Source organism: Streptomyces sp. A012304 (genome assembly GCF_026008495.1).
GTDB lineage: Bacteria > Actinomycetota > Actinomycetes > Streptomycetales > Streptomycetaceae > Streptomyces.
Genome location: NZ_BQUN01000068.1, coordinates 230,378 through 256,561 on the forward strand (window position 1 = coordinate 230,378; position 26,184 = coordinate 256,561).

Genomic DNA, 26,184 nt, shown 5'->3' on the forward strand with positions numbered 1-26,184 from the left:
AGTTTGCGCGGTACCGGCCTGTCCGGGGGAAAATCTGCCTCATGGACGACGTGGACCGGAAAATCCTTGCCGAGCTCCAGCAGGACGGGCGGCTGACCGTGACCGAGCTGGCCGCGCGGGTGCGGCTGAGTGTCTCGCCGTGTCACCGGCGGCTGCGGGAACTGGAGCGGTCGGGGGCGATCAGCGGCTACCGGGCGGTCGTCGCGCCGGCCGCCGTGGGGCTGACCTTCGAGGCGCTGGTCTTCGTGTCCATGCGGCAGGAGGACCGGGACACGGTCGCCGAGTTCGAGAGCGCGCTGGCCGGCATCCCGCACGTCCTGGAGGCCGAGCGGCTGTTCGGGGAGCCGGACTACCTGCTGCGGGTGGCCACCGCCGACCTCGCGGCCTTTCAGCGGCTGTACGACGAGCGCCTCGCGACGCTGCCCGGGGTGCAGCGGCTGACGTCCACGCTGGTGATGAAGCACGTGGTCAAGGACCGGCCGCTGCCCGCATAGCGCGGCGGGCGGTGGTCCACTCGCGTGAACCACCGCCCGCCAGACAGGACTTGGGATCTGGGAAACCGGATGAACCAGATGAATCAGGTGAACCGGATGAGCCAGATCAACCAGGGAATACCGGAAAACTGGAAAAAGGGTGCTCCGGCCGCGCCGGACGCTACTTCGTCGGCTTCTTGCCGGTGATGCCCAGATGCACCAACAGTGCGAGATTCGGCTTGAGTTCGGCCTGCTTCACGCCCCAGGAGGAGAAGCCCTTCTGGTGCGAGGCCACCGCCGCCAGCATCGCGACGATCGAACCGGCGACCGCGGCCGGGTTCACGTCCTTGTCGACCCGGCCCTTGGCCTGCAACTCGGCGACCGTCTCGGCGAGGGAGTTGTTCACCGAGTTCAGGATCTTCATGCGGAGCTTGTAGAAACGCTTGTCGCCCTCGGCGGCACCGAGGTCGACCACGCGCAGGATCGCGTCGTGCTTGCGCCAGAAGTCCAGGAAACCGTCGACGAGTTCCTGCGCCGTCTGCCAGCCGGCCTTGCCGACCCAGGACCGACCCTCCAGCAGTTCCGTCAACCCGGCGCCCTCGGCGGCCATTTGCTCGGCGATCTCCAGGACGGCGCCCTCGACGTCCGGGAAGTACTGGTAGAAGGTCGCGGGCGAAGTGCCCGCCTTCCGGGCGACGTCGATGACCTTGACGTCCCGGTACGGAGAGGAGCTGAGCATCTCACTGAGGCAGTCCAGCAGCTTCTGCCGCGTCGCCTGCCCGCGTCGACCGGCCACGCGGCCGTCGACGGTACGCACTTGTCCTGTCATGTCGTCAGCTTACCGAGGGGTGATCGGAGCGCTATTCGGCCGACTGCAAATGGGGTGCGCGAGGACGCGGACACGGCTGTGCCTGGTCTGCGCGCTGCGTGCACCGCCGTTAGTTTGGCTGCATGGCCGAAAACAGGGCATCGGTGTACACAGGGGGATACCCGGAGGGATACCCCGAGGGCGTCCCCTGCTGGGTGGACGCTCAGCTTCCCGACGTGGAGGCGGGCAGGCGGTTCTACGGCGAGCTCTTCGGGTGGGTCTTCGAGGGCGCGTACGGCGCCTCCGTGTGGGCCCGGCTGGAGGGGAAACCCGTCGCGGCGCTCGCGCCCAAGACGGACGGCCGGATGCCCACCGTCTGGACGGTGTACTTCGCCACGCCGGACGCGGAGTCGACCGCCCGGCGGATCACGGCGGCCGGCGGGCAGGTCGTCATGGCGCCGTTCCCGGTCGACGGGCTGGGCGTCGCCGCCCTCGCCGCCGACCCGGAGAGCGCCGTCTTCGGTCTCTGGCAGGCGGGCAGCCACCACGGCTTCGGCATCCGCCACCGGCCCGGCACCTTCGCCTGGGCGCAGCTGTACGCCCGGGACATCGAGACCGCCAACACCTTCTACGGGCACCTCTTCCACGAGGCGCTCTTCGGTCCCGGCGCCGACCCCGACTTCGGCCGGGCGGCCGTCACGGACTTCTTCGCGGAGATGATGCCGCCGCACTTCCTCGTCCACTTCGGTGTCGCGGACTGCGAGGCGGCGCTCGGCGCGGTGACCCGGCTCGGCGGGCGGGTCCAGGCCGGACCCTTCGCCGCCTCGTACGGCACGGTGGCGGTCGTCACCGACAATCAGGGGGCGTCGTTCGCGGTCCTGGAGCGCTGAACTGTAGCTTTCTGCCCTGATATGACACTGGACACCCCGATTGTCCCCGGGTTCGCAACCGGTGGCCCGGCCAGGAAGAATCGGGGTGCGTGCCGCCATGGCGGTGCGGTGGTGAGACGCTGCACGGGGTCGCGTACACATATGGGTGGCGGGGCTCGTACGGGGAGGTGGCAGGCAAGTGGTGGATCAGCTGACGCAGCACGATCCGCGGCGGATCGGGCCGTTCGAGGTGCTGGGACGGCTGGGTGCCGGCGGCATGGGGCTGGTCTATCTCGCGCGCTCGGCCTCGGGCCGGCGCGTGGCGATCAAGACGGTCCGTACGGAGCTCGCCGAGGACCAGCTCTTCCGCGTGCGCTTCACGCGCGAGGTCGAGGCGGCCCGGGCGGTCTCCGGCTTCTACACGGCCGCGGTGGTCGACGCCGACCCGCGCGCCGCCGTGCCGTGGCTGGCCACCGCGTACGTGCCCGCGCCCTCGCTCGAGGAGATAGTGAACGAGTGCGGGCCGCTGCCGGCCCAGGCGGTGCGCTGGCTGGCGGCGGGCGTCGCGGAGGCGCTCCAGTCCATCCACGGCGCCGGGCTGGTCCACCGTGACCTGAAGCCCTCCAACGTCCTCGTCGTGGAGGACGGCCCCCGGGTGATCGACTTCGGTATCGCGTCCGGCGTCTCGAACACGCGTCTGACGATGACGAATGTCGCCGTCGGCACCCCCGCCTACATGTCCCCGGAGCAGGCGAAGGACTCGCGCAGTGTGACCGGCGCGAGCGATGTGTTCTCGCTGGGCTCGACCCTCGTCTTCGCGGCCACCGGGCATCCGCCCTTCCACGGCGCGAACCCGGTCGAGACCGTCTTCATGCTGCTGCGGGAGGGCCCGGACCTGGAGGGCCTGCCCGACGAGCTGCGCCCGCTCATCGAGTCCTGCATGCAGATGGAGGCCACGGGCCGCCCCTCCCCCGCCGACCTCCAGGCCCAGCTGGCCCCCCACCTCTTCGGCTCCGGCTCCGACGACAGCGGTACGGCGTCGGCGTGGCTGCCGGAGAAGGCGGTCGCGCTCATCGAGTCCCGGCGCGGCGCCCGCACGACGACCGGGGTCGCGCCCGTCGCCGGTGCCGGGGGAGCCGGGGGAGCGGCTCCCGCCCGGCCCGCCGCACCGCCCCTGCCTCCGCCGCCCTCGCGCGACCCCGTGGTGCTGTCCCGGCCGCCGCAGCCCGCGCCCGTCGGCACCCCCGACACCGGTCCCGTCCGGCTGATCGGCGCGGCCGTGCCCATCGGGCCGGGGCCGCGCGTCGCCGAGATGCGGGCCGGCGCCGCCGCCAAGGCGCCCGTGCCCGAGCCCGGCCTGGTCGCCTCCTGGACCCGGCCCCGCACCGGCGTCAACGGCGCCGACCCCGCCGTACCGCCCGCCCCCGCCGCGCCCCCGGAGACCCCGGCGGGGTGGCGGCCGTGGCGGTTCCGCATGTCCAACGACGTGTGGGGCACCCCGGCCGTCGCGGGCGACCTCGTGTACGTCACCTCCTTCGAGGTGCACGCGCTGGACGTGGCCACCGGCCGCCGCCGCTTCAAGACGCGCGACGTGGCCTGGTCGATGGCGGTCGCGGACGGCCGGGTGCACGCCTCCGACGGGCCCACGCTGTTCGCGCTGGACGCCCGGGAGGGCAACGACCTGTGGCGGCTGCCGACGGACGCCTGGGTGTACTGCCTCAAGGCCGAGCGCGGCACCGTCGTCACCGGCACCCGCGGCGGCGGCATCCAGGCCTGGGAGGCCTCCACCGGGCAGAAGCTGTGGGAGGTCACCGGCTGCCAGACCGACTTCGAGTCCCCGGAGGCCGGGCCCGCCCTGCACGACGGCGTCGTCTACGTCTGGCAGGACGCCCGGCTGCGCGCCCTGGACGCCCGTACGGGCGACGAGCGCTGGTCGTACCCCATCGGGGACACGGCGTCCTGCGGCGGCGTCCCGGTCCGGGTCACGCCCGCCCCCGACGGCTATGTCTACGTCTCGGCCGGCACCCGGGTGATCGCCGTGGACGTGGCGAGCGGCATGGTGCGCTGGCACTTCGAGGCGCCCGCGGCCTTCCTCTCCCCGCCGACCTTCGTCCCCGGCCCCGCGGTGACCGGGGGCGGGGTGTACCTGGCCGACTACCTCGGCACCGTGTACGCCCTCGACGCCACCGACGGCCGCGACCGCTGGCGCATCGCCACCGAGGCCCGCTCCTCCATCGAGCCGGTGCTGGTGGCCGCCGGCCATGTCCACGTCGGCAGCGGCAAGGGCCTCTACACCCTGGACGCGGTCACGGGCACGCCCAAGTGGCGCTTCCAGTCCGGCGGCGACATCGTGGGCGCCCCCGTGGTCGCCGAGGGCCGCATCCACTTCGGCTCGACCGACCACCTGCTGTACACCCTGAAGGCCGACGACGGCCGGCTGCGCTGGAAGCTCGCCACGGGCGGCGAGATCACCGGCTCCCCGGTGGTCCGCGACGGCGTGGTGTACGCGTGCAGCAAGGACCGCTGCGTGTACGCGCTGGACGCGGAGAAGGGCACGGGCACCGCGAGAACGGCGTGAGCCCGACGCCGTCCGGGACGGCCGTCGCACCGAGTACACACGGAAAGGGGCCGGACGGCGGCCGTCGCTGCGGGGGAGCGGCCCACACGCCGCCCACACCGCAGACGCTACGCCCAGCACAAACCGCACGCCACACGGTGACGCCCCCCACCTGAACCCCGCACGCGTCACCGCACCCACGCGCCCCGCACCCCGGCGCGCGGGTGACCACCGACGCCCCGGCCCAGCCCCGCACCGAGCACCCGCGCGGGCTCACCGGCCCCTGGCCCCGCCCGGGCCCGGCGCGGCGCGCGAGGCCGGCCCTGTCCGCCCTCGCCGTGCCCGCCCACGGCCTCCCGCGCCCGTCCGGGCGGGTACGCGGCGGTGACGGCGGTGCGGACTCCGGGGCGGGTGGCCGGCGGCGGCGCGACCGGGGTCGTGCCGAGCGTCCGCGCGGGCTTCACGGGGCCCGGCCCCGCCCGGCTCTGTCCCGCTCCGCCGTGCGGGCCCGCCCGTGGCGCCCGGGCTCCGGCGCGGGTCCTCGGCGGCGCGGATCAGGGACTCGTGGTCGGCGTCGTGGGCCGGGTCATCGCACGCGGAAGTCGTTCGGGCGGCGGGTGGTGAAGAGGTCGGTCTGCCGGTCGGGGGCGAGGTTGCCCAGGGTGACGAGGTGGGGGGCCTGGGCGTAGGCGGCCGCGCGGGTCGCCTCCTTCGCCGCCCACAGGGCCCGTACGGTGCCCTGGACCGCGGTGGGCGGGTGGCCGGCGATGACGGTGGCGCAGGTGAGGGCAGCGTCCAGGGCGCCGCCCGCGTCGGTGAGCTCGGACACCAGGCCGGTGTCGTGGGCGCGGCGGGCGGAGACGCGCTCGGCGGTGCCCATGAGCATCATCCGCGCGGCCTCCCCGTACGGCATGCGCCCGCTCATCAGCACCGACTCGTAGGCGCTGACCATGCCGTAGGTGGTGTGCGGGTCGAAGAAGACGGCGTCGGCGCCGGCGACGAGGAACTCGCACTCGCCGAGCAGGTAGAAGGCGCCCCCGCAGGCCATCCCCTCCACGGCGGCGACGACCGGCTTCCACAGGTCGTTCGCCTTGGGTCCGACGGTGAGCAGCGGATCGTCCAGCATGTAGGGCGAGGAGGGCTGCGGCACGACGGCGTCCCGGTCGATCCCGGTGCAGAACGCCCGCCGCCCGGCCCCGGTGAGGACGACGGCCCGCACGGTGTCGTCGAACCGCAACGCCCGCCACACCTCGGCCAGCCGCCGTGCCATGTCGAGGTCGATGGCGTTGAGCCTCTCGGGCCGGTCGAGGGTGACGACGGCGACCCCGGTGTCCCGGTCGGCGGTCAGACGCACGCTCACGGCCGCTCCAGCACCCACTGCGGCAGCCCGCCGTCCGCGTCGAACACGACGCGCACCCGGGCCCCGACGCGCAGCCGCTCCACCGGCACGGAGTCCAGCCGCGCCCCCGCCGCGCTCACCAGGTTCCCCACCAGCCGGATCCGCGGCGCCTCGGCCAGCTCCACCACGATCACGTTGTACGGCGCCTGCTCGGCGTAGTCGGGCAGCAGCGGCGGGTGCGGGACGACGTACGACCAGATGCGTCCGCGCCCCGAGGTCGGCGTCCACTCGTTCGCGAAGGACTGGCAGTGCGGGCAGCAGGGCCGTGGCGGGAAGCGGGGTTCGCCGCAGTCGGCGCAGCTCTGCACGCGCAGTTCGCCGCGGGCGGCGTACTGCCAGAAGGGGGCGCCGTCGGCGTCCGGGACCGGCTTGAGCATCTCAACTCCTGAGGAGCAGGGCGGAGGTCGGGACTCCCTCCCCGGCGGTGACCAGGCAGGTGGTGGCGCCGGGGACCTGCGCGGTGCTGGTTCCCCGGAGCTGCTTCACGCCTTCGTTGATCAGGTTGAAGCCGTGGACGTACGCCTCGGAGAGCCCGCCCCCGCCGGTGTTGACCGGCAGCCGTCCGCCGGTCTCCAGCGCCCCGCCCTCGGTGAAGGCCCCGCCCTCGCCCCGCCCGCAGAAGCCGTACCCCTCCAGGGAGAGCAGGACCAGCGGGGTGAACGCGTCGTAGATCTGGGCGACGTCGACGTCCTGCGGGGTGAAGTCGGCGTGTTTCCACAGGTGTCGGGCGGCGGCCCAGGCGGGTCCGGTGAGCGGGTCGTCGTTCCAGTAGTTGACCATGCCGTGGTGCTGGGCGGGCAGCCCCTGGGCGGCGGAGTGGACGTACACGGGCCGCCGGCGGCAGTCGAGGGCGCGCTCGCGGCTGACGACCACGCAGGCCAGCGCGCCGTCCGTCTCCAGGCAGTTGTCGTAGAGGCAGAGGGGTTCGCTGATCCAGCGGGAGGTCATGTACGACTCGCGGGTCAGGGGGCGTTCGTACATGACGGCGGCCGGGTTCTGGTTGGCGCGGTTGCGGCAGGCGAGGGCCACGTGGAAGAGGTGGTCGCGGGTGGCGCCGTACTCGTGCAGGTACCGGCGGGCCAGCATGGCGATCTCGTCGACGGGCCGCAGCAGCCCGTACGGCCGGGTCCACTGGGCGGGGGTGGGGAGCTGCACGCTGGTGTTGGTCCAGGGCCGCGGCCCGCTGCCCCGCTTCCGCGACCGCCACGCCACCCCGACCGTGGCCTGCCCGGCGGCGATGGCGGCGGCGAGGTGGGCGACGGTGGCGCAGGAGCCGCCGCCCCCGTAGGGGACGCGCCCGAAGTAGGTCAGGTCCCCGAGGCCGACGGCCTTGGCCAGCTCCACCTCGTCGGTCTCCTCCATGGTGTAGGAGGCGAGCGCGTCGACCTCGCCGGGTGCGATCCCCGCGTCGTCGAGGGCGGCGAGGACGGCACGGCAGGCGAGGGTCTTCTCGTCCTCGGGGAGATGCTTGGCGAAAGGGGTCTGGCCGATGCCGACGATGGCGGTGGCGTCCTTGAGACCGGCCATGCTGGGGCACCTCCGCTCGCTCGGCGGTCAGCTGACAGTCCGTCAGGTTACCGTTAATCTGACGGTCAGTCAGCTACTGGGTTCCGGGTTCGGGAGGCTGTCGTGCGCGGTGACGCGGAGTGCGGGACATGGGAGACGTGGCGGACGATCCCCGGACTCGTCCGGTGGGCGGCGCACCGGTACGCGGACGTGGAGGCGGTCGTGCAGGGCCGTACCCGCGTCCCGTACGGCGATCTGGGCGCGCGGGTGGAGCGGTCGGCGGCGGCGTGCCTGGCGCACGGGGTGCGGCCCGGCGACCGGGTCGCGATCTGGGCGCCCAACTCCCTGGACTGGGTGGTCGCCGCGCTCGGCGCGGTGTCGGCCGGCGCGGTCCTGGTCCCGCTGAACACCCGGTTCAAGGGCGCGGAGGCGGCGGACGTGCTGCGCCGCAGCGGGGCGCGGCTGCTGTTCGTGACGGGCACGTTCCTGGGCACCTCGTACGTGGCGTCCCTGCGGCGCGCGGCCGGAACGGGCCCCGGGCAGGGGCCGTTGGGCGGGCTGCCGGCGCTGGAGACGGCGGTGGTGCTGTCGGAGGACGCGCCGGTGGGCTTCCACACCTGGAAGGACTTCCTGGCGGGCGGGGAGGGGGTGGGGCCGAGGGAGGTGCGGGACCGTGCGGCACTGATCGACCCGTCCTGGCCGTCGGACATCGTCTTCACCTCGGGCACGACGGGCCGCCCCAAGGGCGCGGTCATCACCCACGCGCAGACGCTGCGGGCGTACGAGATCTGGGCCGACCTGGCCGGCCTGCGCCGCGGCGACCGCTATCTCGTCGTGAACCCCTTCTTCCACACCTTCGGCTACAAGGCGGGCGTGATCGCCTGCCTGATGCGCGGCGCGACGATGATCCCGCAGCCGGTGTTCAACGTGGACACGGTCCTGGCGAACGTGGCGAAGGAACGCGTGTCGGTCCTCCCCGGCCCTCCCACCCTCCACCAGTCGCTGCTGGACCACCCGTCCCGCGCCGCCCACGACCTCTCGTCGCTGCGGCTGGTGGTGACGGGCGCGGCGGTGGTGCCGCTGCGGCTCGTCGAACGCCTGCGGGGCGAACTGGGCGTCGGCACGGTCCTGACGGCGTACGGCCTGTCGGAGGCCAGCGGCATCGTCACCATGTGCCGCCGGGGTGACGAGCCGTCGGTGATCGCGTCGACCTCCGGCCGGGCGATCCCCGGCACCCGGGTGCGGGTGGTCGACGCCGCGGGCGCGCCGCTCGGCCCCGGCGTGCCCGGGGAGGTGATGGTGCGCGGCTTCAACGTCATGCGCGGGTATCACGAGGACGAGGCGGCGACCGCGCGGGCCGTGACCGAGGACGGCTGGCTGCGCACGGGCGACGTCGGTGTCCTGGACGAGTCGGGCAACCTGCGGATCACCGACCGCATCAAGGACATGTTCATCGTCGGCGGCTTCAACGCCTACCCGGCGGAGATCGAGCAGACCCTGGGCCTGCACCCGGACGTCGCCGACGTCGCGGTCATCGGCGTCCCCGACGCCCGCCTGGGCGAGGTCGGCAAGGCCTTCGTGGTCCGCCGCCCCGGCTCCCGTCTCACGGCCGACGACCTGATCGCCTGGTCCCGCCGCGAGATGGCCAACTACAAGGTGCCGCGCGGGGTGGAGTTCGTGGCCCGGCTGCCGCGCAACGCCGGCGGGAAGGTGGTGAAGGGCGAACTGCGCGGGCGGTGAACGGAGCAGTCCCCTCCCCGGCCCGCCCGGAGGCGGGTGCGCCCCGCCCGCGGTCGTCGGGGATCATGAACCGTCCATACACGAGACGGTGAGGGAAGTTCTCGGGTGAGTGGCAGGGACCGGAACCGGGGGTCGGTCGTCGAACGGGCGCGGACGGTGCTGCCCCCGGGTGAGGTGCTGAGGGGTGAGCACTGCGTGGGACTGGCGGAACGGGCGCCGAGGCCCGGCCGTTTCCGTCGCCCGCGCGCTCTGCGGTCGGAGAGCCGCACGCTGGGGAACTGGTTGATGCTCCCGGTGTTCGGGGCCGCGCGGCTCATGTCCGTCACGTGGAACCCGTTCGAGGCGCTCTTCGAGGCCCTCTTCTGGCGGGAGGAGAAGAAGCCGGGCAAGCCGTTCCACGGCGGCTGGGACAGCATGGCGGGCCGGCTGGCGCGCGCCGTCGTGCCCCGGACCAGGAACGGCGCGGTCGTGGTGATGCAGGTGACCGACCACCGCCTCCAGCTCGCCTACGTCTCCCATGCCCGCTCCCTCATGGGCGGGCACGGCCCGGTGGAGGCCGGGTGGTCCATCGACCTCCGTCACGTGAGCTGGATCCGTGACCGCGCCGACGTGGCGGGCGGCGACCACGAGATCGGCTTCGTCGACGGCTCGTGGTGCTCGGTCCACTTCACGGGCCCGGGCTGGCGCCACATGCCGGACGCGTTCCCGTTCAGGCTGAGCCACCTCGACCGGAACCCGCACGCGGGATGATCCGGCGGAAACACCTCGGCCGCGACGGCTCCCCCTCCGTGCCGTCGCGGCCGAGCCCCCGTCCGTGGAGGGGGAGTCGGGTCAGGCCGGCTCACCCGTGGCGTGGGTGTTGTCGGTGCCGACCTCGCCGGTGTCCCCCGTGGCCGGCTCGCTCGTCTTGAGCGGCTTGATGGTGGCGTGGGTGTTCAGCGTGGTGAGTTCCTCGGCGTCGGTCGCCTCGGGCGTGGTGGTCTTCTGGTCGTCGCTCATGGACTGACTCCCTGACGTGGTCTTGTGGTGGGGTGGGAGAACGCCCGCCCGGCCATTCCCCCGCGGACCGCCGGACGGGCGCTCCCTGGCCGCTACACCTTAAGGCGCGGCCCCCGCCGCCCCGTCTGCCCCCCGACGCGACGGAACGACACGATCCAGAGTGCCGGTTGGCGATAAACGAACGATGAACGGGCCGGCGACGCCTCGGGCGATCGGGGCCGTCCCGGGCGATCGGGACCGCTCACGTGCTCGGCGGTGCCTCAGGTGATCGGGAGCGGTTTCAGCAGGGGGCGCACCGCGTCGGCCTCCGGGGCCTTCAAGGACTCGAAGATGGCCAGGGCCTCCTGCCAGCAGACCTGCGCCCGGCCGGTCTGTCCGATGCCGCTCAGCGCGTGGCCGAGGGCGACCAGGACGTTCCCGCGCCGCCATTCGCCGCCGATGCCGCGCAGGACGGTCAGGGCCGCCTCGGCGTGCGTCGCGGCCTGCGCCAGGCGCCGCGCGGCGATGTGGGCCTCGGCGAGCCGGAAGAGGGTCATGCCCTCCCACAGCCGCTGCCGGCTGTCGCGGAAGACGGCGAGCGCCTCTTCGAGACGGTCGACGGCCGAGGTGAGCGAACCGCTCTGGGTGAGGGCGAGGCCCAGCGCGTACCGGCCGTTGGCGCCCTTGAGGGCGTGGCCCATGGCGTCGTACATGTCGGTGCCCCGCTGAGCCAGGGAGACGGCGGTCTCGGTGCGGCCCGTCGCCAGGTGGATGCGGGACAGGTTGCACAGCGCGCTCGCCTCGCCGGGGCCGTCCCCCGAGGCGCGGAAGCTCTCGATGGCCCGGGTCAGATGGGTCTCGCCCGCGTCGTGGCGGTTCTGGTACAGCGCGATGACTCCCAGCATGTTGGACGCCCAGCACCGGGGGAGCGGATCGTCCGCCGACTCGGGCAGCTCCAGTGCCTCCGCGGCCTCCTGGCCCGCCAGCTCGAACCGGCCGGACATGTGGTGGCCGTTGGCCAGTGTCACCAGGGCCCTGGCCTCCGCCCGCCGGTCACCGGCCGCCCGCGCGGCCTCCCGCAGGGCCGCCCCGGTGGCCTCGTACTCCTTGGAGTTGGCGCCGGACTCGGCGAGGTCGATGGACGCCCACAGCAGGTCCACCGCCCGTCTCACCTGGTCGGGCCCGGTCGACTGGCGTACGCACGCCAGCAGGCACACCGCCTCCGCGTACAGCCAGTCCTGCGCCGCCCGCCGGTCCGCGAAGGACAGGCCCGGGTAGTCCGTGCCCTCCAGGTGGTCCACCAGCCGGTCCCCGGGGCGTTCGATGGCGTAGACGCCCGCCACCGTGGCCAGGTAGAAGTCCAGCAGACGTGACAGCGCCGCGTCGCGTTCCGCGGGGAACTGCTCGTCGCGTTCGGCGCATGCACGCGCGTAGAGCCGGACCAGGTCGTGGAAGCGGTAGCGGCCGGGTGCCGCCGACTCCAGCAGGGAGGTGTCGACCAGGGCCTCCAGGAGGTCTTCGGTGTCCTCGGCCGGGAGGTCCAGGACCGCCGCCGCGGCCGCGAGGGAGATGTCCGGGCCGTCCGCGAGGCCCAGCAGCCGGAACGCCCGCGCCTGGTTCGGCTCCAGCTGGCCGTACCCCAGCTCGAACGTCGCCTTCACCGCCAGGTCCCCGGCCTGGAGTTCGTCCAGCCGGCGCCGTTCGTCGGCGAGCTTCGCCGCAAGCACCGACACCGTCCAGGTGCGGCGGGCAGCCAGCCGGGAGGCCGCGATGCGGATCGCCAGCGGCAGGAACCCGCAGGCCGCGACCACGTCCAGCGCGGCCTCGCGCTCGGCGGCGACCCGTTCCTCGCCGACGATCCGCGTGAACAGCTGCAAGGCCTCGTCGGGGGACATCACGTCCAGGTCGACGAGGTGCGCGCCCGCCAGGCCGACCATCCGCACCCGTGACGTCACCAGGGCCGCGCAGCCCTCCGTCCCCGGCAGCAGCGGCCGTACCTGCGCCGCGTCCCTCGCGTTGTCCAGCAGCACCAGGACCCGCCGGCCGTCCAGGACCGAGCGGTACAGCGCCGCCCGCTCCTCCAGGGAGTCCGGGACCGCCGTGTCCGGGGTGCCGAGCGCCCGCAGGAACGCCCCGAGCACCGCCTCCGGTTCCGCCGCCCGCGCGCCGGCGCCCTGGAGGTCGACGTACAGCTGGCCGTCCGGGAAGGCCGCCCGTGCCCGGTGGGCCACATGGACGGCCAGGGTCGTCTTGCCGACGCCGCCGATGCCGGCCAGCGCGGAGACGGCCATCACCCGGCCCGCTCCGCCGCCCCCCTCGGGGCCCGGCTCCGACGCCCCGGCCAGCACCTCGCTCAGCTCCTGCACGACGGCCGACCGGCCGGTGAAGTCGGGCACGGTCGCGGGGAGCTGGGCGGGACGGACCGGCGCCGAGGAGGGTTCGGCCGGCGGCGCCGACGGCTCCGCCAGCTCCGGGTCGGCCTGGAGGATCCGCCGCTGGAGCTCGCGCAGACCGGCCCGCGGGTCCACGCCCAGCTCCTCGGCCAGCAGGCGCCGGGTGTCCGCGTACACCGCGAGGGCCTCCGCCTGGCGGCCGCAGCGGTACAGCGCCAGCATCAGCAGCTCACGGAAGCGTTCGCGCAGCGGGTGCGCCGCGGTCAGGGCGGTCAGTTCGGAGACCGCCTCCGCGTGCCGGCCCTGCTCCAGGTCCATGTCGAGACGGGACTCCAGCAGCCCCAGCCGCCACTCCTCCAGCCGTACCCGCTGGGCCTCGGCGTACGGGCCGGGCACACCGGCCAGCGTCTCGCCGTCCCACAGGTCCAGCGTCCGGTCGAGGATCTCCCGGGCGCGGCACAGGTCCCCGGCGGCGCGTGCCTTCTCCGCCTCCGCCGCCCACTCCTGCGCCACCGCCAGGTCCAGCGCGCCCGGCCGCAGCCCGCGCACCGCGTACCCGCCCGACTCGCTCACCAGGACGCCCGCGTCGAGCACCTTCCGCAGCCGTGAGGCGTACGTCCGTACCGCCGCGAGGGCCTGCGACGGCGGCTCCTCGCCCCACAGCGCGTCGATCAGCTCGGCGGCCGTCGCCGTACGGCCCTCGCGCAGCAACAGCGCGGCGAGCAGGGCGCGTTGCTGGGGGGAGCCGGTGGCCAGCGGCTCCTCGCCGCGCCGGGCGCGCACCGGGCCGAGCACGTCGAAGCGCAACGCCGTCGGCTCCACCGAGGAGCCGGGACGTCTCTGCTCCGGCACGCGCGGTACACGGTCGTCCATCGGGGTCTCCCTACTACCTGACCAACCAGGACAGTTTGCCCTGTCCATGGCGGAACCGTCAGCCGTGCGAGACACCTGTCACAAGGCTGGTCACGCGCGGCCCTCGGGAGTCCACACACCTCTCACAGTGTCTCCGCACAAGTCCGCGCGGAGCCGGACACGGCAGCCCGCTCCACGGTAGCTGACGGTCCGTCAGATCGGCGCTACCGTGACCCCCATGGACACGCATCCCACCCCGCTGCCCCGGATCATCTCCGTCGACGACCACACCGTCGAACCGCCCACCGTCTGGCAGGACCGCCTGCCGAAGAAGTACCAGGACACCGGGCCCCGCATAGTTCGCGCCCCGGTGAAGGAGATGACCTTCCTCGGCGGCCACTTCAAGCCCGTCATGGGCGAGCCCGGCGACGACGGCCCCCTCGGCGACTGGTGGGTCTACGAGGACCTCCGCCGGCCCCTCACCCGCCTCGACACCGCCGTCGGCTACGACCGGGACGAGATCCGGCTGGAGGTCATCACCTACGAGCAGATGCGTCCGGGCTCCTACGACGTTCCCTCGCGCCTCGCCGACATGGACGTCAACCACGTCCAGTCCGCCGTCTGCTTCCCCACCTTCCCGCGCTTCTGCGGCCAGACCTTCACCGAGGCCGCCGACCGCGAGCTGGGTCTGCTCTGCGTGCGCGCCTACAACGACTGGACGGTGGAGGAGTGGTGCGGCCCCGAGGCACACGGCCGGCTCATCCCCCTCACCCTCATCCCCCTCTGGGACGCCGAGCTGGCCGCCGCGGAGGTCCGCCGCAACGCGGCCCGCGGGGTGCGCGCCGTCGCCTTCTCGGAGATCCCCCCGTTCCTCGGCCTGCCCTCCGTGCACACCGACGCCTGGGACCCCTTCCTCGCCGCCTGCGACGAGACCGGCACGGTCATCGCCATGCACATCGGCTCCTCCAGCCGCATGCCCTCCACCTCCGCCGACGCCCCGCCCGCCGTCGGCTCCACCATCACCTTCGCCAACTGCTGCTTCTCCATGGTCGACTGGCTGATGAGCGGCAAGTTCGAACGCTTCCCGAACCTCAAGGTCATGTACGCCGAGGGCCAGATCGGCTGGATCCCGTACATCCTGGAGCGCGCCGACGTCGTCTGGGAGGAGAACCGGGGCTGGGGCGGCGTCGCCGACAAGGTCCACCGGCCGCCGTCCGAGCTGTTCGCCGAGCACGTGTACGGCTGCTTCTTCGACGACGCCTTCGGGCTGCGCAACCTGGACGCCGTCGGCGTCGGGAACGTGCTGTACGAGACCGACTACCCGCACTCCGACTCCACCTGGCCCAAGTCCCGCGAGGTCGGCGAGGCGCAGATGGGCCATCTGGACCCGGACGTCGTCGAACGGATCGTCCGGGGCAACGCGATCGAGCTGCTGGGGCTGACCGAGGACGGCCTGTGGGACGGACCCCGGTGACCGCCCCGGAGTACGGCATCCAGCTGCCCGTCCAGTCCCAGTCCACGCTGTACGCCGAGCCCTGGGAGGCCGGCGCGGGGCCCGCCGAGCTGGTCGCCGTCGCCCGCGCCGCCGACCGCGCCGGCTTCGCCTATGTCGCCTGCTGCGACCACGTCGCCGTCCCGCGCCGGCTCGCCCCGGCCATGGGCACGGTCTGGTACGACCCCGTCGCCACCCTCGCCCACCTCGCGGCCGTCACCGAACGCGTCCGCCTCCTCAGCCATGTCGCGGTCGTCGGCCTGCGCCACCCGCTGATCACCGCCAAGCAGTACGCCACCCTCGACCATCTCTCCGGCGGCCGGCTGGTCCTCGGCGTCGGCGCCGGACACGTACCGGAGGAGTTCGAGGCGCTCGGGGTGGACTTCCGGCGGCGCGGGGCCGTGCTCGACGAGTGCGTGGACGCCCTGCGGGCCGCCCTCGGCCCCGACGAGTTCCCGTCGTACGCGGGGAAGGAGTACGCGTTCGACGGGCTCGGGCAGCGGCCCCGGCCGGCGCAGGAGCGGATCCCGCTGTGGGTCGGCGGCTCCTCGCCCGCCGCCGTACGGCGCGCCGCCCTCCGGGGCGACGGATGGCTGCCCCAGGGCGACCCGCGCGAACGACTGCCGCGCCGGCTCGCCCGTATCCGCGAGCTGCGCGAACAGGCCGGCCTGGACGGAGAGTTCACCTTCGGAGCGATCACCGAGCCGCTGTACGTCGGCACCCCGGCCTGGGACGTCGGCCGGCGCACGGTGACCGGCGGCCCGCAGGCCCTCGCCGAGTCGCTGCGGGAGTACCGGGCGATGGGCGTCGACCAGGTCCAGGTGCGGTTCCGGAGCCGGAGCGCGGCCGAACTCATCGACCAGATGGACGCGTTCGGGACGGAGGTGGCGCCCCTGCTGTGACTACCTGTCTGACAGCCCTTCTTGAATTTTTGAACATGTCCGCGCCGGGCCGCGTATGTACGAACGTACGGACGTGATGGTTCCGGCGGAAGGACCCGTGTCATGCGCTCCTCCCAGCGACTCTCCGTCGCCCTCGCCTGCGCGGAGGGCGACTGGCCGCACGACGACTGGCCCGCCCCCGACGACCCGTACGTGGGGCGGGCCGTGCGTCTGGCGCGTCCCTTCCGGGTCCCGCGGGGCGTGGACGTCGCCCTGCTGCGCTGCGCCGAGCCGCTGGACGCCCTGGGGGAGCTGTCGGGCGCGCGCGTCCCGGTGATCGTGGTCAGCGCGTGCCGGGACACGGACACCGTCGTGGAGGTGTTCCGGCGCGGGGCGGGCTATCTCGTCGAGGGCGACTACTGCACCTGCATGCTGTCCTCGGCGGTCGTGGGGGCCACCGTGGGCCACACGTACCTCTCGCCGTACGCCTGCGCCGCCCTGCGCGCGGGGGCCCGGCGCACCCCCGCGGCCGACGGGGCGATCGAGCGGCTGCGGGCGCTGCTCTCGCCGCGCGAGCAGCAGATCATGGAGCTGCTGTCGACCGGTCTGGGCGCCCAGGAGATCGGGCTGCGCTTACGGCTGAGCGAGAAGACCGTCCGCAACAACCTCAGCAACATCTACGCCAAGCTGAACGCCCGGGGCAGCACGGACGCGGTCCTGCGGTGGCTGGGAGCCGCGCCCGTGCTTCGCATCTGAGAACGGTACGTCAGCTCGCCGGGATCTCGCTCAGCGGGATTTCCACGTCGGTGACGTTCCCGCCGCCCTCACCGAATCCGGGTTCGGCGCGCAGGCTCTTCGTCGAGTTCTTGATTCCGTTGGCCTCCGGGGTCCCGCATTTCACATTGCGCAGCCACAGCCGGCCGTCGGGCGTTCCGTTGTTCAGGATCTGCGGATAGAAGACGTGCACGGTGGCGGCGCCCTCGCTCGGCGCGAAGAACACCTTCTGGCCGTCCTGTGCCTCCTTGTACGTGGCCCTCAGGAATCCGCTCACGTCGGTGCGCTTGGCGGACCACATGAAGAAGCCGATGCTGTCCGGCTGCACGGTGTCCGTCCGGCTGAATTGCAGGGTGGTCGTCTTGTCGTCACGCGTGATGTTGATGGTCGAGGTGTTGAACTTCACGCCGATCTCGAAGAACGAGTTGCCCAGTTTGGTGTCGGCCCCCGCGGTGAATCCGTCCTCCAACTGGATGGTCCTGGTGACGGACGTGCTCACGCTGAAGGTGTTGCTCGTGCCGGTGGTCGATCCACAGTTGTCGGTCACCGCCGAGACGCGCTGGTTGGGGCCGAGGCTGTTCGCCTTGAACTGGACGTCGACGAATTCGCAGTTCTCCAGTTTGTCGGAGTCCGCGGCGCAGTCGGCGGTCACCTCGGAGGGAGTGGCGGCACCGGCCTGGTTCATCAGCGGGACGATCACCGCGAGGGCCGCCACCGGAGCGAGGGCCAGGGTGATGCGCTTCTTCTTGCTGCGGTGGCTTCTGGTGCGGTGGGTGCGGGTCATGGGGGGTCTCCGAAAAGGGGGTAGGGGCATTCGATTTGGGGGTGCGACCTGGGGGGATCGCGGCCGTGCGGGCTCAGCAGTCCGACAGGACCGCCTTGGAGGTGCCGTCCACCACACCGGGGGCGCCCGCGGCGCCCGGCAGGACGACGGGGCCCTCGACGACGTCCGGCGCCACGAAGTTCTGCTCGGGGGTGGCGTTGGTGACGGTCGTCGCCTCGCGGGCGTCGATCCGCACCCGCCATTCGCCGGTCATGCGCTGCATCTTCGGGGTGAACTCCATGTGGAGCACCTTTCCGACCGGCACCTCACGCTGTTCCGTGGCGCCGGCGGTCGCCGCTTTCACGGTCATGTCCAGCGTTCCCTTGTGCTTGAGCCACGACCCGCTCAACAGCCCGAAGAGGCCGCCTCCGCCGCCCTGCTGGGTCACCGTGTACTTGCCCTGGCCCTGGGCCGCCGTCGCGGACCAGGTGACGGAGACCTTCGCCGGTTCGGTGGCGTTCGGCTCGCAGTTCGGGAAGTCGATGGACGCCTTCTCGGTGGGTCCGTCGAAGGTCTCGAACTTCGTCTCGACGAAATCGCAGTTGTCCGACGCGAAACTCGGGCCGGCGATCGGATGACCGCCGAAGTCGGATATGGACTGCTGCTTGCCGTTGAGCACCTTGGCCCGCTGGCACATGGTCATGATCTGTTCCGGCGTCTTCTCGTCGGCCGCGTTGGCCGACGGAAGCAGTACTGCGGCGACCGCCGCGCCGGTGGTAAGCGACGCCCCGATCGCCACGTACCTGACCTTCTTGTTCCTGAAGCGTCTGTTACCCATGTCCTGTTCTCTCCTTGGGGGTGCCTTTACCTTCCGGTCGAGGATTATTCGGTGCCCGCGGAGGCTGTCGACAGAGTCAAATGTCCCTACTCACCGGTCACTCAGATCGCTTGTGCAATCGGACCTACCGGTATCTGACGCATCGTCAGCCATAGCGGTACGCTGACCTCGGCCAACGCACCGCGAAGGGAGTCCGCATGGGCAAGCTCGACGGACGTGTCGTCCTCGTCACAGGCGCCGCGCGCGGCCAGGGGGAGCAGGAGGCCCGCCTGTTCCGGCAGGAGGGCGCCGAGGTCGTCGTCGCCGACGTTCTCGACGAGCGGGGTGAGGCGCTCGCCCAGGAGATCGGCGCGCTCCACGTCCACCTCGACGTGAGCCGGGAGGCCGACTGGCGCCGCGCCGTCACCGCCGCGCGGGAGGCGTACGGCCGGATCGACGGACTGGTCAACAACGCCGGCATCCTGCGCTTCAACACCCTCCTGGAGACCCCGCTCGACGAGTTCATGCAGGTCGTCCAGGTCAACCAGGTCGGCTGCTTCCTCGGCGTGAAGACCGTCGCGCCTCAGATGGCCGACGGCGGCACGATCGTCAACACCGCCTCCTACACCGGGCTGACCGGCATGGCGGCCGTGGGCGCGTACGCCGCCACCAAGCACGCCATCCTCGGGCTGACCCGGGTGGCCGCGCTGGAGCTGGCGCCCCGGGGCATCCGGGTCAACGCGATGTGCCCCGGCGCCATCGACACCCCCATGTCCAACCCCGCCCTGCTGGACCCGGAGGCGGACGCCGAGGCGACGGCGCGGGGCCTGGACCGGCTCTACCGCAAGCTGGTGCCGCTCGGCCGGATCGGCAGGCCGGAGGAGGTGGCGCGGCTCGCCCTCTTCCTCACCTCGGACGACTCCTCCTACATCACCGGCCAGCCGTTCGTGATCGACGGGGGCTGGCTGGCCGGGGTCAGTGTGATCTGACGCCTGGTCGGCTATTGACGGTCCACCCGCCCGGTGCCACAGTCGGCGGCAACCGATGTATCTGACGATCCGTCAGAAACCATGGACCCGGGACGGTGAACCTCCTTGGAATTCGGGCTCTTTGTACAGGGATACGTGGGCAAGCGCGCCGAGACCGACCCGCTCGCCGAGCACAAGGCGCTGATGGAGGAGACCGAGTACGTCATCCAGGCGGACCGTTCCGGCTTCAAGTACGCCTGGGCGTCCGAGCATCACTTCCTGGAGGAGTACTCCCACCTCTCCGCCAACGACGTCTTCCTCGGCTATCTCGCCCACGCCACCGAACGCATCCACCTCGGCTCCGGCATCTTCAACCCGCTCGCCCAGGTCAACCACCCGGTGAAGGTCGCCGAGAAGGTCGCCATGCTCGACCACCTCAGCGGCAACCGCTTCGAGTTCGGCAGCGGACGCGGCGCGGGCTCCCACGAGATCCTCGGCTTCCTCCCCGGCATCACCGACATGAACCACACGAAGGAGATCTGGGAGGAGACCATCGCGGAGTTCCCGAAGATGTGGCTCCAGGACGAGTACGCCGGCTTCCAGGGCAAGCACTGGTCGCTGCCGCCGCGCAAGGTGCTGCCCAAGCCGTACGGCAAATCCCACCCGGCGATGTGGTACGCGGCCGGCTCGCCCCCGTCGTACGCGATGGCCGCCCGCAAGGGGCTCGGGGTGCTGGGCTTCAGCGTGCAGAAGGTCTCCGACATGGAGTGGGTGCTGGAGCAGTACAAGACGGCGATCGTCGACGCCGAGCCGGTCGGGGACTTCGTCAACGACAACGTGATGGTGACGACGACGGCGATCTGCGCGCCGACGCACGAGGAGGCCGTACGGGTCGCCGTGAACGGCGGGCTGCACTACCTGCCCTCGCTGGTCTTCCGCTACCACGACACCTTCCCGCGGCCCGAGGGCTTCCCGGAGTGGCCGCAGACGCTGCCCGAGTACACCGCCGACTTCGTCGAGCTGCTCATCGAGGAGGAGCTGCTGATCTGCGGCGACCCGGACGAGGTGCTCACGCAGTGCAAGCGGTGGGAGCAGGCCGGGGCGGACCAGTTGAGCTTCGGGCTGCCGGTGGGGGTGCCGAAGGAGGAGACGCTGCGGACGATCCGGCTGATCGGGGAGCACGTGATCCCGAAGATCGACACGGACCCGGTCCATCGGACCACGCGGTTCCGGCAGGCCGCCTGACCGCCGTCGGCGGGTGCGGGCCCGTTCCCGGTCGCCCGCGCCCACGCGGCACAGCCGCACACCGACACCGCCCCGCGCCCCCTCGGGGAGCCGCCCCCGCCGGAGTTGAGGAGGACCGCATGCTCGATCACGTCATCAAAGGCGCGACCGTCGTCGACGGGACGGGCGCGCCCGCCCGGGTCGCCGACGTGGGGATACGCGACGGCCGTATCGCCGTGGTGGGGAAGGTCACCGAGGCCGCCCGCTCCGTCGAGGACGCCGCCGGGCTCATGCTCGCCCCCGGGTTCGTCGACCCCCACACCCACTACGACGCCCAGCTCTTCTGGGACCCCTACGCCACACCCTCCCTCGACCACGGGGTGACCACGGTCGTGGGCGGCAACTGCGGGTTCACCCTCGCCCCGCTCCATCCCGCACGCCCGGAGGACGCCGACTACACCCGGCGGATGATGTCGCGGGTGGAGGGGATGGCGCTGGTGGCGCTGGAGGAGGGGGCGCCCTGGAACTGGCGCGGCTTCGGGGAGTACCTGGACGCGCTGGAGGGGCGGATCGCCGTCAACGCGGGCTTCATGGTGGGGCACTGCGCGCTGCGGCGGTATGTGATGGGGCCGGACGCGGTGGGCGGGCAGCCGTCGAAGGAGCAGCTCGCCGCCATGACCCGGCTGCTGGGGGAGGCGATGGAGGCGGGCGCCTGGGGGCTGTCCACCACACAGTCCTCGACCCATGACGACGGCGACGGCAGGCCGGTCGCCTCCCGGCACGCGCGGCCGGACGAGCTGCTGGCGCTGGCGAAGACCGTCGGTGAGCACGAGGGCACACAGATCGAGGCGATCGTCGCGGGCTGCCTGGACCAGTTCAGCGACCCCGAGATCGACCTGCTGGTGGAGATGAGCGCGACCGCCGGACGCCCCCTGAACTGGAACGTCCTGACGATCGACGCCACCGTCCCCGAGCGCGTCCCCCGGCAGCTGGAGGCGAGCGAGCGGGCGCGGAAGGCGGGCGGCCGGATCGTGGCGCTGACCATGCCGATCCTCACCCCGATGAACATGTCCCTGGGCACCTTCTGCGCCCTGAACCTGCTCCCCGGCTGGGGCCCGGTCCTCGCCTTGCCCGTCCCGGAGCGCATCGCGCGGCTGCGCGACCCCGACGTCCGCGCGGAGATGCTGCGGCGCGCCGACTCCAAGGAGGCGGGCGTCTTCCGGCGGCTCGCGAACTTCGGGCGGTACGTCATCGGCGACACCTACAGCGAGGCCAACCAGGGCCTGACCGGCCGGGTGGTACGGGACATCGCCGCCGAACGCGGCCAGGACCCCTTCGCCTGCCTGGTCGAGATCTGCGCCGCCGACGAGCTGCGCACGGTGCTGTGGCCGATGCCCACCGACAACGACCCGGCGTCCTGGGCGCTGCGCGCCGAGACCTGGCGGCACGAGGACGTCCTGCTCGGCGGCTCCGACGCCGGCGCCCACCTGGACCGCATGTGCGGGGCGCCGTACACCACGCGCTTCCTCGGGGACTGTCTGCGCGGCCGGAAGTTGGTCGAGCCGGAGCAGGCGGTGAAGATGCTCACCGACGACCCGGCCCGGCTGTTCGGGCTGCGCGGGCGGGGCCGGATCGAGGAGGGCTTCCACGCCGACCTGGTGCTCTTCGACCCCGAGCGGATCGACGCCGGCCGGGCCACCCTGGTGCACGACCTGCCGGGCGGCAGCCCGCGCCTGGACTCCCGGCCGATCGGCGTGCGCGCGGTCTGGGTCAACGGGGTCGCGGCCGTCCGGGACGACGTGGTCACCGGTGCCGTGGCGGGGAAGGTGCTGCGGTCCGGCCGCGACACCCGGACGGTGGCCACCCGGTGAACCAGCGGTTGTTCGTCGGCGGCGCGTGGGTCGAGCCGGACGGCGGCCACTACGAGGTGACCGACCCGGCGACCGAGGAGACCGTCGGACTGGCGCCGGAGGCCTCGCCGGACCAGGTGCGCGCGGCCTGCGCCGCCGCCCGCGAGGCCTTCGGACCGTGGTCGCGCACGGCCCCCGAGGAGCGGGCCGCGCTCCTCGCCCGCACGGCGGAGATCATCGCGAGCCGGTTCGGGCCGTACGCCGAGCTGGCCCGGGCGGAGACCGGCGCGACGACGGCGACGGCACGGGCGATGCAGGTCGGTGTCGGCATCGCGCGTTTCCGGCGGTACGCGCGCGTGGAGCCGTCCGAGTGGGCGATCCCGCCGCAGATCAACGAGGCCGGCCCGATGGGACGGGCGGGCGTGATGGGCGCGCTGGCCGTGCGGCAGCCGGTCGGCGTGGTCACCTGCGTCACCTCGTACAACAACCCGTGGGCGAACCCGGCGGGCAAGGTCGCCCCGGCGCTGGCCATGGGCAACACGGTCGTCGTCAAACCCGCCCCGCAGGACCCGCTGTCCGTGTACCGGATGGCGGAGGCGCTGGCGGAGGCGGGCGTGCCCCCGGGCGTGGTGAACGTCGTCTCGGGCCGCGCGGTGGAGGTCGGTGAGATCGCGGTGGCGTCCCCGGACGTCGACATGGTGAGCTTCACCGGCTCCACGGCGGTCGGCCGGCGCATCGCCGAGGTGTGCGGCCGCGGGATGAAACGCCAGCTGATGGAGCTGGGCGGGAAGGGCGCGGCGGTCGTCTTCGACGACGCGGACCTGGACTCGGCGGTGGCCGGCATCGGCACGACGTTCTCCTTCTACAGCGGCCAGATCTGCACCGCCCCCACCCGGGTACTGGCCCAACGCGGCGTCTACCAGCGGCTGGTGGAGCGTCTCGCGGCCTACGCCGCCCGGCTGAAGGTCGGTGACCCGCGCGAGCCGGACACCGTGGTCGGCCCGCTGATCTCGGCCGCCCACCGCGACCGGGTCGAGGGGTATGTCGACCTCGGCCGCAAGGAGGGCGCGGTGGTGGTCACCGGCGGCGAACGCCCGCCCCTGGAGCGTGGTTTCTACGTCGCCCCGACCCTGCTGGCCGACTGCGCGAACGACATGCGCGTGGCCCGCGAGGAGATCTTCGGCCCGGTGGTCGTCGTGATCCCCTTCGACGACGAGGACGAGGGCGTGGCCCTGGCCGACGACAGCGACTACGGCCTGATCGACTACGTCTGGTCCGGCGACGTCGCCCGCGCCTTCCGCGTCGCCCGCCGCCTGCGCGCCGGCGGGGTCGGCGTCAACACCGTCGGCCGCAACATGGAGGCCCCGTTCGGCGGCTTCAAACGCAGCGGGGTCGGCCGGGACGTCGGCTCGTACGCGCTGCACGCCTACAGCGAGGTGCAGGCGATCGTCTGGCCGGGCTGAGCCGTCCCGCGCCGGGGTCAGGGGCCCGCCGTGCCTTCCGGGCCGGCGGCGGGGCGGCCGGCATGACGTCCCGCGCGGGTCAGGCGTCCGCCGTGCCCAGCACCAGCACCTTGATCGCCAGTACGGCCGCGCCCCGCGCCCAGTCGTGGAAGTCGGACACCTTGGTCTCCAGATCGACCGGCGCGGCCAGCGGATGCCGGTTGACGCGGATGGTCTCCTCCACCGTCTTCCCGGCCACGTCCATCAGGCCGACCCCCTCCCCGGCGAGCAGGATCTTCTGCGGCATGACGAAGTTGGCGATCTGCGCCACGAGGGTGCCGAGCGCCTGCGCGGCCTCCTCGATGACGCGGGCGGGCATCGGGTCCCCGGCGGCGGCGAGCGCGAGGATCTCCTCGTAGCCCGGGTCGCGGCCGGTGGCGGCCCGGATCTGGTAGCGGATGTTGGGGATGGTCAGCAGGGACACGGCGCTGCCGCGCCGGCCGTCGGGGGTGAGCGGGCCGTTGGGGTTGACGATCCAGTGGCGGCCCAGGCCGCGGTTCTCCTCCGCGGAGGGCACCCGCTTGCCGCCGAGGACGAGCCCGTAACCGAGGCCGGCGCCGATGGTGAGGACGACGAAGCGGTCGAGGCCCCGCCCGGCACCGAACCACGTCTCGGCCTCGACGAGGGCGGCGACGTCGTTCTCGACGACCACCGGCAGCCCGGTGCGTTCCTCGACCAGGTCGCCCAGCGGGACGTCCCGCCACCGCAGGAACGGCGACTCGTCGACCACCGTACGGTCCTGGACATGACCGCCCACGCCGATGCCGATCCCGGCCGGGCGCGGACGGTCACGGGACAGTTCCGCGGTCATCTCCGCCAGCAGCGCCGCGACCTCGGCGGGGTCGTGCGTGCTGAGACGGCGGTCGTGGCGGGCGACGATGTCGCTCCTGAGGGTGGTGACGACGCCGTACACCATGTCCTCGGTGATCTTGAAGCCGAGGAAGGAGCGGGAGCCGGCGACGACGTCCAGGGGCTGTGAGGGGCGCCCCTGGCGCGCCTCCGCCGCCGTCCCCGCCTCGGGGACCTCGATCAGCAGGCCTGATTCGATCAGCGGCTTGGTGAGCCGGGTGACACTGCCGGCCGACAGGCCGAGCCGCCGGGCGAGATCCGTGCGCGACAGCGGCCCGTGGACGAGCACCTCGATCGCCACGGAGCGTTCGCCCGGGCTCAGCGGCAGCCAGCTGGCGGCACCTGCGGTCATGACCCTCCGCCCCTTGATTTTTTTCGCACCGAAATCAACAAGGTCATTCTATGGCGGCAAAGCGGGTTCGGAGAAGATACCGGCACGCCTCTTGACGCATGGATTGTTCCGCGCCAAAAGTAAGTGCGCATCAGGATGAGCCGCCGCATGCGAGGAGTCTCCCGATGACCATCGCCTCCAGCAGCCCTCCGTCGCGCCTGCCCCTCGACGGCGCGACGGACCGGGGAGCCAAGCCGAGAACGGGACGGGCGAAGGACCGTGAGAACCAGGGTGACGGGCGGCTGGCCGCCGTCTTCCTCGCCCCCGCCCTGCTGGGCTTCACCGTCTTCCTGCTCTGGCCGACGCTGCGCGGCGTCTACCTGAGCTTCACCCGCTTCAACCTGCTGACCCCTGCGGAGTGGGTGGGCCTGGACAACTACACGCGGATGGTGCACGACCCCATCTTCTGGAACTCCCTCAAGGTCACCGTCCAGTACGTGGTCATCAACATCGGCGTGCAGACGGTCGCGGCCCTCGCCATCGCCGTGCTCCTCCAGCGGCTGACGCAGTCGGCGGTGCTGCGCGGGATCGTGCTCACGCCGTACCTGATGTCGAACGTCGTCGCCGGCCTGGTCTGGCTGTGGATCCTCGACACCCAGCTGGGCATCGGCAACGAGATCGTCGTCGCCCTCGGCGCCGACCGCGTCCCCTTCCTCGCCGACGAGACCTGGGCCGTCCCCACGATCGCCCTCATCAACGTCTGGCGCCACGTCGGCTACACCGCGCTGCTCCTCTTCGCCGGCCTCCAGGCGATACCGAACGACATGTACGAGGCGGCGAGGGTCGACGGCGCGAGCGAGTGGCGGATGTTCTGGCGGATCACCATGCCGCTGCTGCGGCCGGTGCTGGCGGTCGTGCTGATCATGACCGTGATCGGGTCGTTCCAGGTGTTCGACACCGTGGCGGTGACCACGGCGGGCGGCCCGGCCAACGCCACCAACGTGCTCCAGTACTACATCTACGGCTCCGCCTTCGGCCGCTTCCAGTTCGGCTACGCCTCGGCCATGTCCGTCGCCCTGCTGGTCGTCCTCAGCGCCATCACCGTCCTGCAATACCGGCTCACCCGGGCCGGCCGGACCGACCTCGGCTGACGGAAGG

The 26,184-nt window shown here is 72.6% G+C and carries 23 protein-coding genes; 13 read left to right on the forward strand and 10 right to left on the reverse strand.

From position 1 onward, the window contains the following. Positions 1-41 precede the first annotated feature (41 nt). Positions 42-494 (forward strand): Lrp/AsnC family transcriptional regulator, encoded by a 453-nt coding sequence (locus tag ALMP_RS16205; RefSeq protein ID WP_264928572.1) that lies wholly within the window; start codon positions 42-44, stop codon positions 492-494. Between the two features lie 160 nt (positions 495-654). Here ALMP_RS16205 and ALMP_RS16210 read toward each other — a convergent pair whose 3' ends face one another. Then, positions 655-1,302 carry a TetR/AcrR family transcriptional regulator gene (locus ALMP_RS16210; protein WP_264928575.1) on the reverse strand — a complete coding sequence of 216 codons (648 nt, stop codon included), beginning with the start codon at positions 1,300-1,302 and terminating at the stop codon, positions 655-657. A gap of 122 nt (positions 1,303-1,424) precedes the next feature. Between ALMP_RS16210 and ALMP_RS16215 the strand changes: the two genes are divergently transcribed. Next, complete coding sequence (locus ALMP_RS16215; RefSeq protein ID WP_264928577.1) at positions 1,425-2,171, forward strand: VOC family protein; 747 nt, start codon at positions 1,425-1,427, stop codon at positions 2,169-2,171. Positions 2,172-2,349: 178 nt separating this feature from the next. Continuing rightward, positions 2,350-4,728, forward strand: a complete 2,379-nt coding sequence (locus ALMP_RS16220) for a PQQ-binding-like beta-propeller repeat protein (RefSeq protein ID WP_264928580.1) — start codon at positions 2,350-2,352, stop codon at positions 4,726-4,728. A 167-nt stretch (positions 4,729-4,895) separates the two neighbouring features. Here ALMP_RS16220 and ALMP_RS16225 read toward each other — a convergent pair whose 3' ends face one another. From ALMP_RS16225 to ALMP_RS16240, 4 genes are all read right to left on the reverse strand, one after another. After that, entirely contained in the window at positions 4,896-5,171 is a 276-nt protein-coding gene (locus tag ALMP_RS16225; RefSeq protein WP_264928582.1) for a hypothetical protein, read from the reverse strand. Positions 5,172-5,293: 122 nt separating this feature from the next. Then, positions 5,294-6,067, reverse strand: a complete 774-nt coding sequence (locus ALMP_RS16230; protein WP_264928583.1) for an enoyl-CoA hydratase/isomerase family protein — start codon at positions 6,065-6,067, stop codon at positions 5,294-5,296. After that, positions 6,064-6,483, reverse strand: coding sequence for a Zn-ribbon domain-containing OB-fold protein (locus tag ALMP_RS16235; protein ID WP_264928585.1), 420 nt, complete (start codon positions 6,481-6,483; stop codon positions 6,064-6,066). Before ALMP_RS16235 ends, ALMP_RS16230 begins: the two co-directional genes overlap by 4 nt. Position 6,484: 1 nt before the next feature. Then, positions 6,485-7,633 (reverse strand): lipid-transfer protein, encoded by a 1,149-nt coding sequence (locus ALMP_RS16240; protein ID WP_264928587.1) that lies wholly within the window; start codon positions 7,631-7,633, stop codon positions 6,485-6,487. Positions 7,634-7,735: 102 nt separating this feature from the next. Between ALMP_RS16240 and ALMP_RS16245 the strand changes: the two genes are divergently transcribed. Both ALMP_RS16245 and ALMP_RS16250 read left to right on the forward strand, forming a co-directional pair. Beyond that, positions 7,736-9,352, forward strand: coding sequence for a FadD3 family acyl-CoA ligase (locus tag ALMP_RS16245; protein WP_264928589.1), 1,617 nt, complete (start codon positions 7,736-7,738; stop codon positions 9,350-9,352). Positions 9,353-9,457: 105 nt separating this feature from the next. Then, the gene (locus ALMP_RS16250; RefSeq protein WP_264928591.1) at positions 9,458-10,102 is read left to right on the forward strand and encodes a hypothetical protein; all 645 of its coding nucleotides are present in this window, start codon (positions 9,458-9,460) and stop codon (positions 10,100-10,102) included. Positions 10,103-10,183: 81 nt separating this feature from the next. On the opposite strand, the gene ALMP_RS16255 is transcribed toward ALMP_RS16250, so the two are convergent. After that, entirely contained in the window at positions 10,184-10,351 is a 168-nt protein-coding gene (locus ALMP_RS16255; protein WP_264928593.1) for a hypothetical protein, read from the reverse strand. Positions 10,352-10,611: 260 nt separating this feature from the next. Further along, the gene (locus ALMP_RS16260; protein WP_264928595.1) at positions 10,612-13,596 is read right to left on the reverse strand and encodes a BTAD domain-containing putative transcriptional regulator; all 2,985 of its coding nucleotides are present in this window, start codon (positions 13,594-13,596) and stop codon (positions 10,612-10,614) included. A gap of 217 nt (positions 13,597-13,813) precedes the next feature. Here ALMP_RS16260 and ALMP_RS16265 point away from each other — a divergent pair, with 217 nt between their 5' ends. The 3 genes from ALMP_RS16265 (at position 13,814) to ALMP_RS16275 (ending at position 16,704) form a co-directional block, all read left to right on the forward strand. Then, complete coding sequence (locus ALMP_RS16265) at positions 13,814-15,049, forward strand: amidohydrolase family protein (RefSeq protein WP_264928597.1); 1,236 nt, start codon at positions 13,814-13,816, stop codon at positions 15,047-15,049. Beyond that, positions 15,031-15,969 carry a TIGR03619 family F420-dependent LLM class oxidoreductase gene (locus ALMP_RS16270; protein WP_264928599.1) on the forward strand — a complete coding sequence of 313 codons (939 nt, stop codon included), beginning with the start codon at positions 15,031-15,033 and terminating at the stop codon, positions 15,967-15,969. Before ALMP_RS16265 ends, ALMP_RS16270 begins: the two co-directional genes overlap by 19 nt. A gap of 102 nt (positions 15,970-16,071) precedes the next feature. Next, on the forward strand, positions 16,072-16,704 hold the full coding sequence (locus ALMP_RS16275) for a LuxR C-terminal-related transcriptional regulator (RefSeq protein WP_264928602.1): 633 nt from the start codon (positions 16,072-16,074) through the stop codon (positions 16,702-16,704). A gap of 10 nt (positions 16,705-16,714) precedes the next feature. On the opposite strand, the gene ALMP_RS16280 is transcribed toward ALMP_RS16275, so the two are convergent. Both ALMP_RS16280 and ALMP_RS16285 read right to left on the reverse strand, forming a co-directional pair. After that, positions 16,715-17,506: a hypothetical protein gene (locus ALMP_RS16280; RefSeq protein WP_264928604.1), complete on the reverse strand. Its 792-nt coding sequence runs from the start codon at positions 17,504-17,506 to the stop codon at positions 16,715-16,717. A gap of 73 nt (positions 17,507-17,579) precedes the next feature. Next, a complete protein-coding gene (locus tag ALMP_RS16285; protein WP_264928606.1) occupies positions 17,580-18,323 on the reverse strand; it encodes a hypothetical protein in 744 nt (247 codons plus the stop codon). Between the two features lie 197 nt (positions 18,324-18,520). On the opposite strand from ALMP_RS16285, the gene ALMP_RS16290 reads away from it, so the two are divergent. The 4 genes from ALMP_RS16290 (at position 18,521) to ALMP_RS16305 (ending at position 23,807) form a co-directional block, all read left to right on the forward strand. Further along, positions 18,521-19,291 carry an SDR family NAD(P)-dependent oxidoreductase gene (locus ALMP_RS16290; RefSeq protein ID WP_264928609.1) on the forward strand — a complete coding sequence of 257 codons (771 nt, stop codon included), beginning with the start codon at positions 18,521-18,523 and terminating at the stop codon, positions 19,289-19,291. A gap of 105 nt (positions 19,292-19,396) precedes the next feature. Next, positions 19,397-20,515: an LLM class flavin-dependent oxidoreductase gene (locus ALMP_RS16295; RefSeq protein WP_375803491.1), complete on the forward strand. Its 1,119-nt coding sequence runs from the start codon at positions 19,397-19,399 to the stop codon at positions 20,513-20,515. Next, entirely contained in the window at positions 20,512-22,365 is a 1,854-nt protein-coding gene (locus tag ALMP_RS16300; RefSeq protein ID WP_264928661.1) for an amidohydrolase family protein, read from the forward strand. Before ALMP_RS16295 ends, ALMP_RS16300 begins: the two co-directional genes overlap by 4 nt. Next, entirely contained in the window at positions 22,362-23,807 is a 1,446-nt protein-coding gene (locus ALMP_RS16305) for an aldehyde dehydrogenase family protein (protein ID WP_264928613.1), read from the forward strand. Before ALMP_RS16300 ends, ALMP_RS16305 begins: the two co-directional genes overlap by 4 nt. Positions 23,808-23,886: 79 nt before the next feature. Here the strand turns inward: ALMP_RS16305 and ALMP_RS16310 are convergent, their stop codons facing one another. Continuing rightward, the gene (locus ALMP_RS16310) at positions 23,887-25,047 is read right to left on the reverse strand and encodes an ROK family transcriptional regulator (protein WP_264928615.1); all 1,161 of its coding nucleotides are present in this window, start codon (positions 25,045-25,047) and stop codon (positions 23,887-23,889) included. A gap of 164 nt (positions 25,048-25,211) precedes the next feature. On the opposite strand from ALMP_RS16310, the gene ALMP_RS16315 reads away from it, so the two are divergent. Continuing rightward, positions 25,212-26,177, forward strand: a complete 966-nt coding sequence (locus tag ALMP_RS16315) for a carbohydrate ABC transporter permease (RefSeq protein WP_264928616.1) — start codon at positions 25,212-25,214, stop codon at positions 26,175-26,177. Positions 26,178-26,184: the final 7 nt, after the last annotated feature.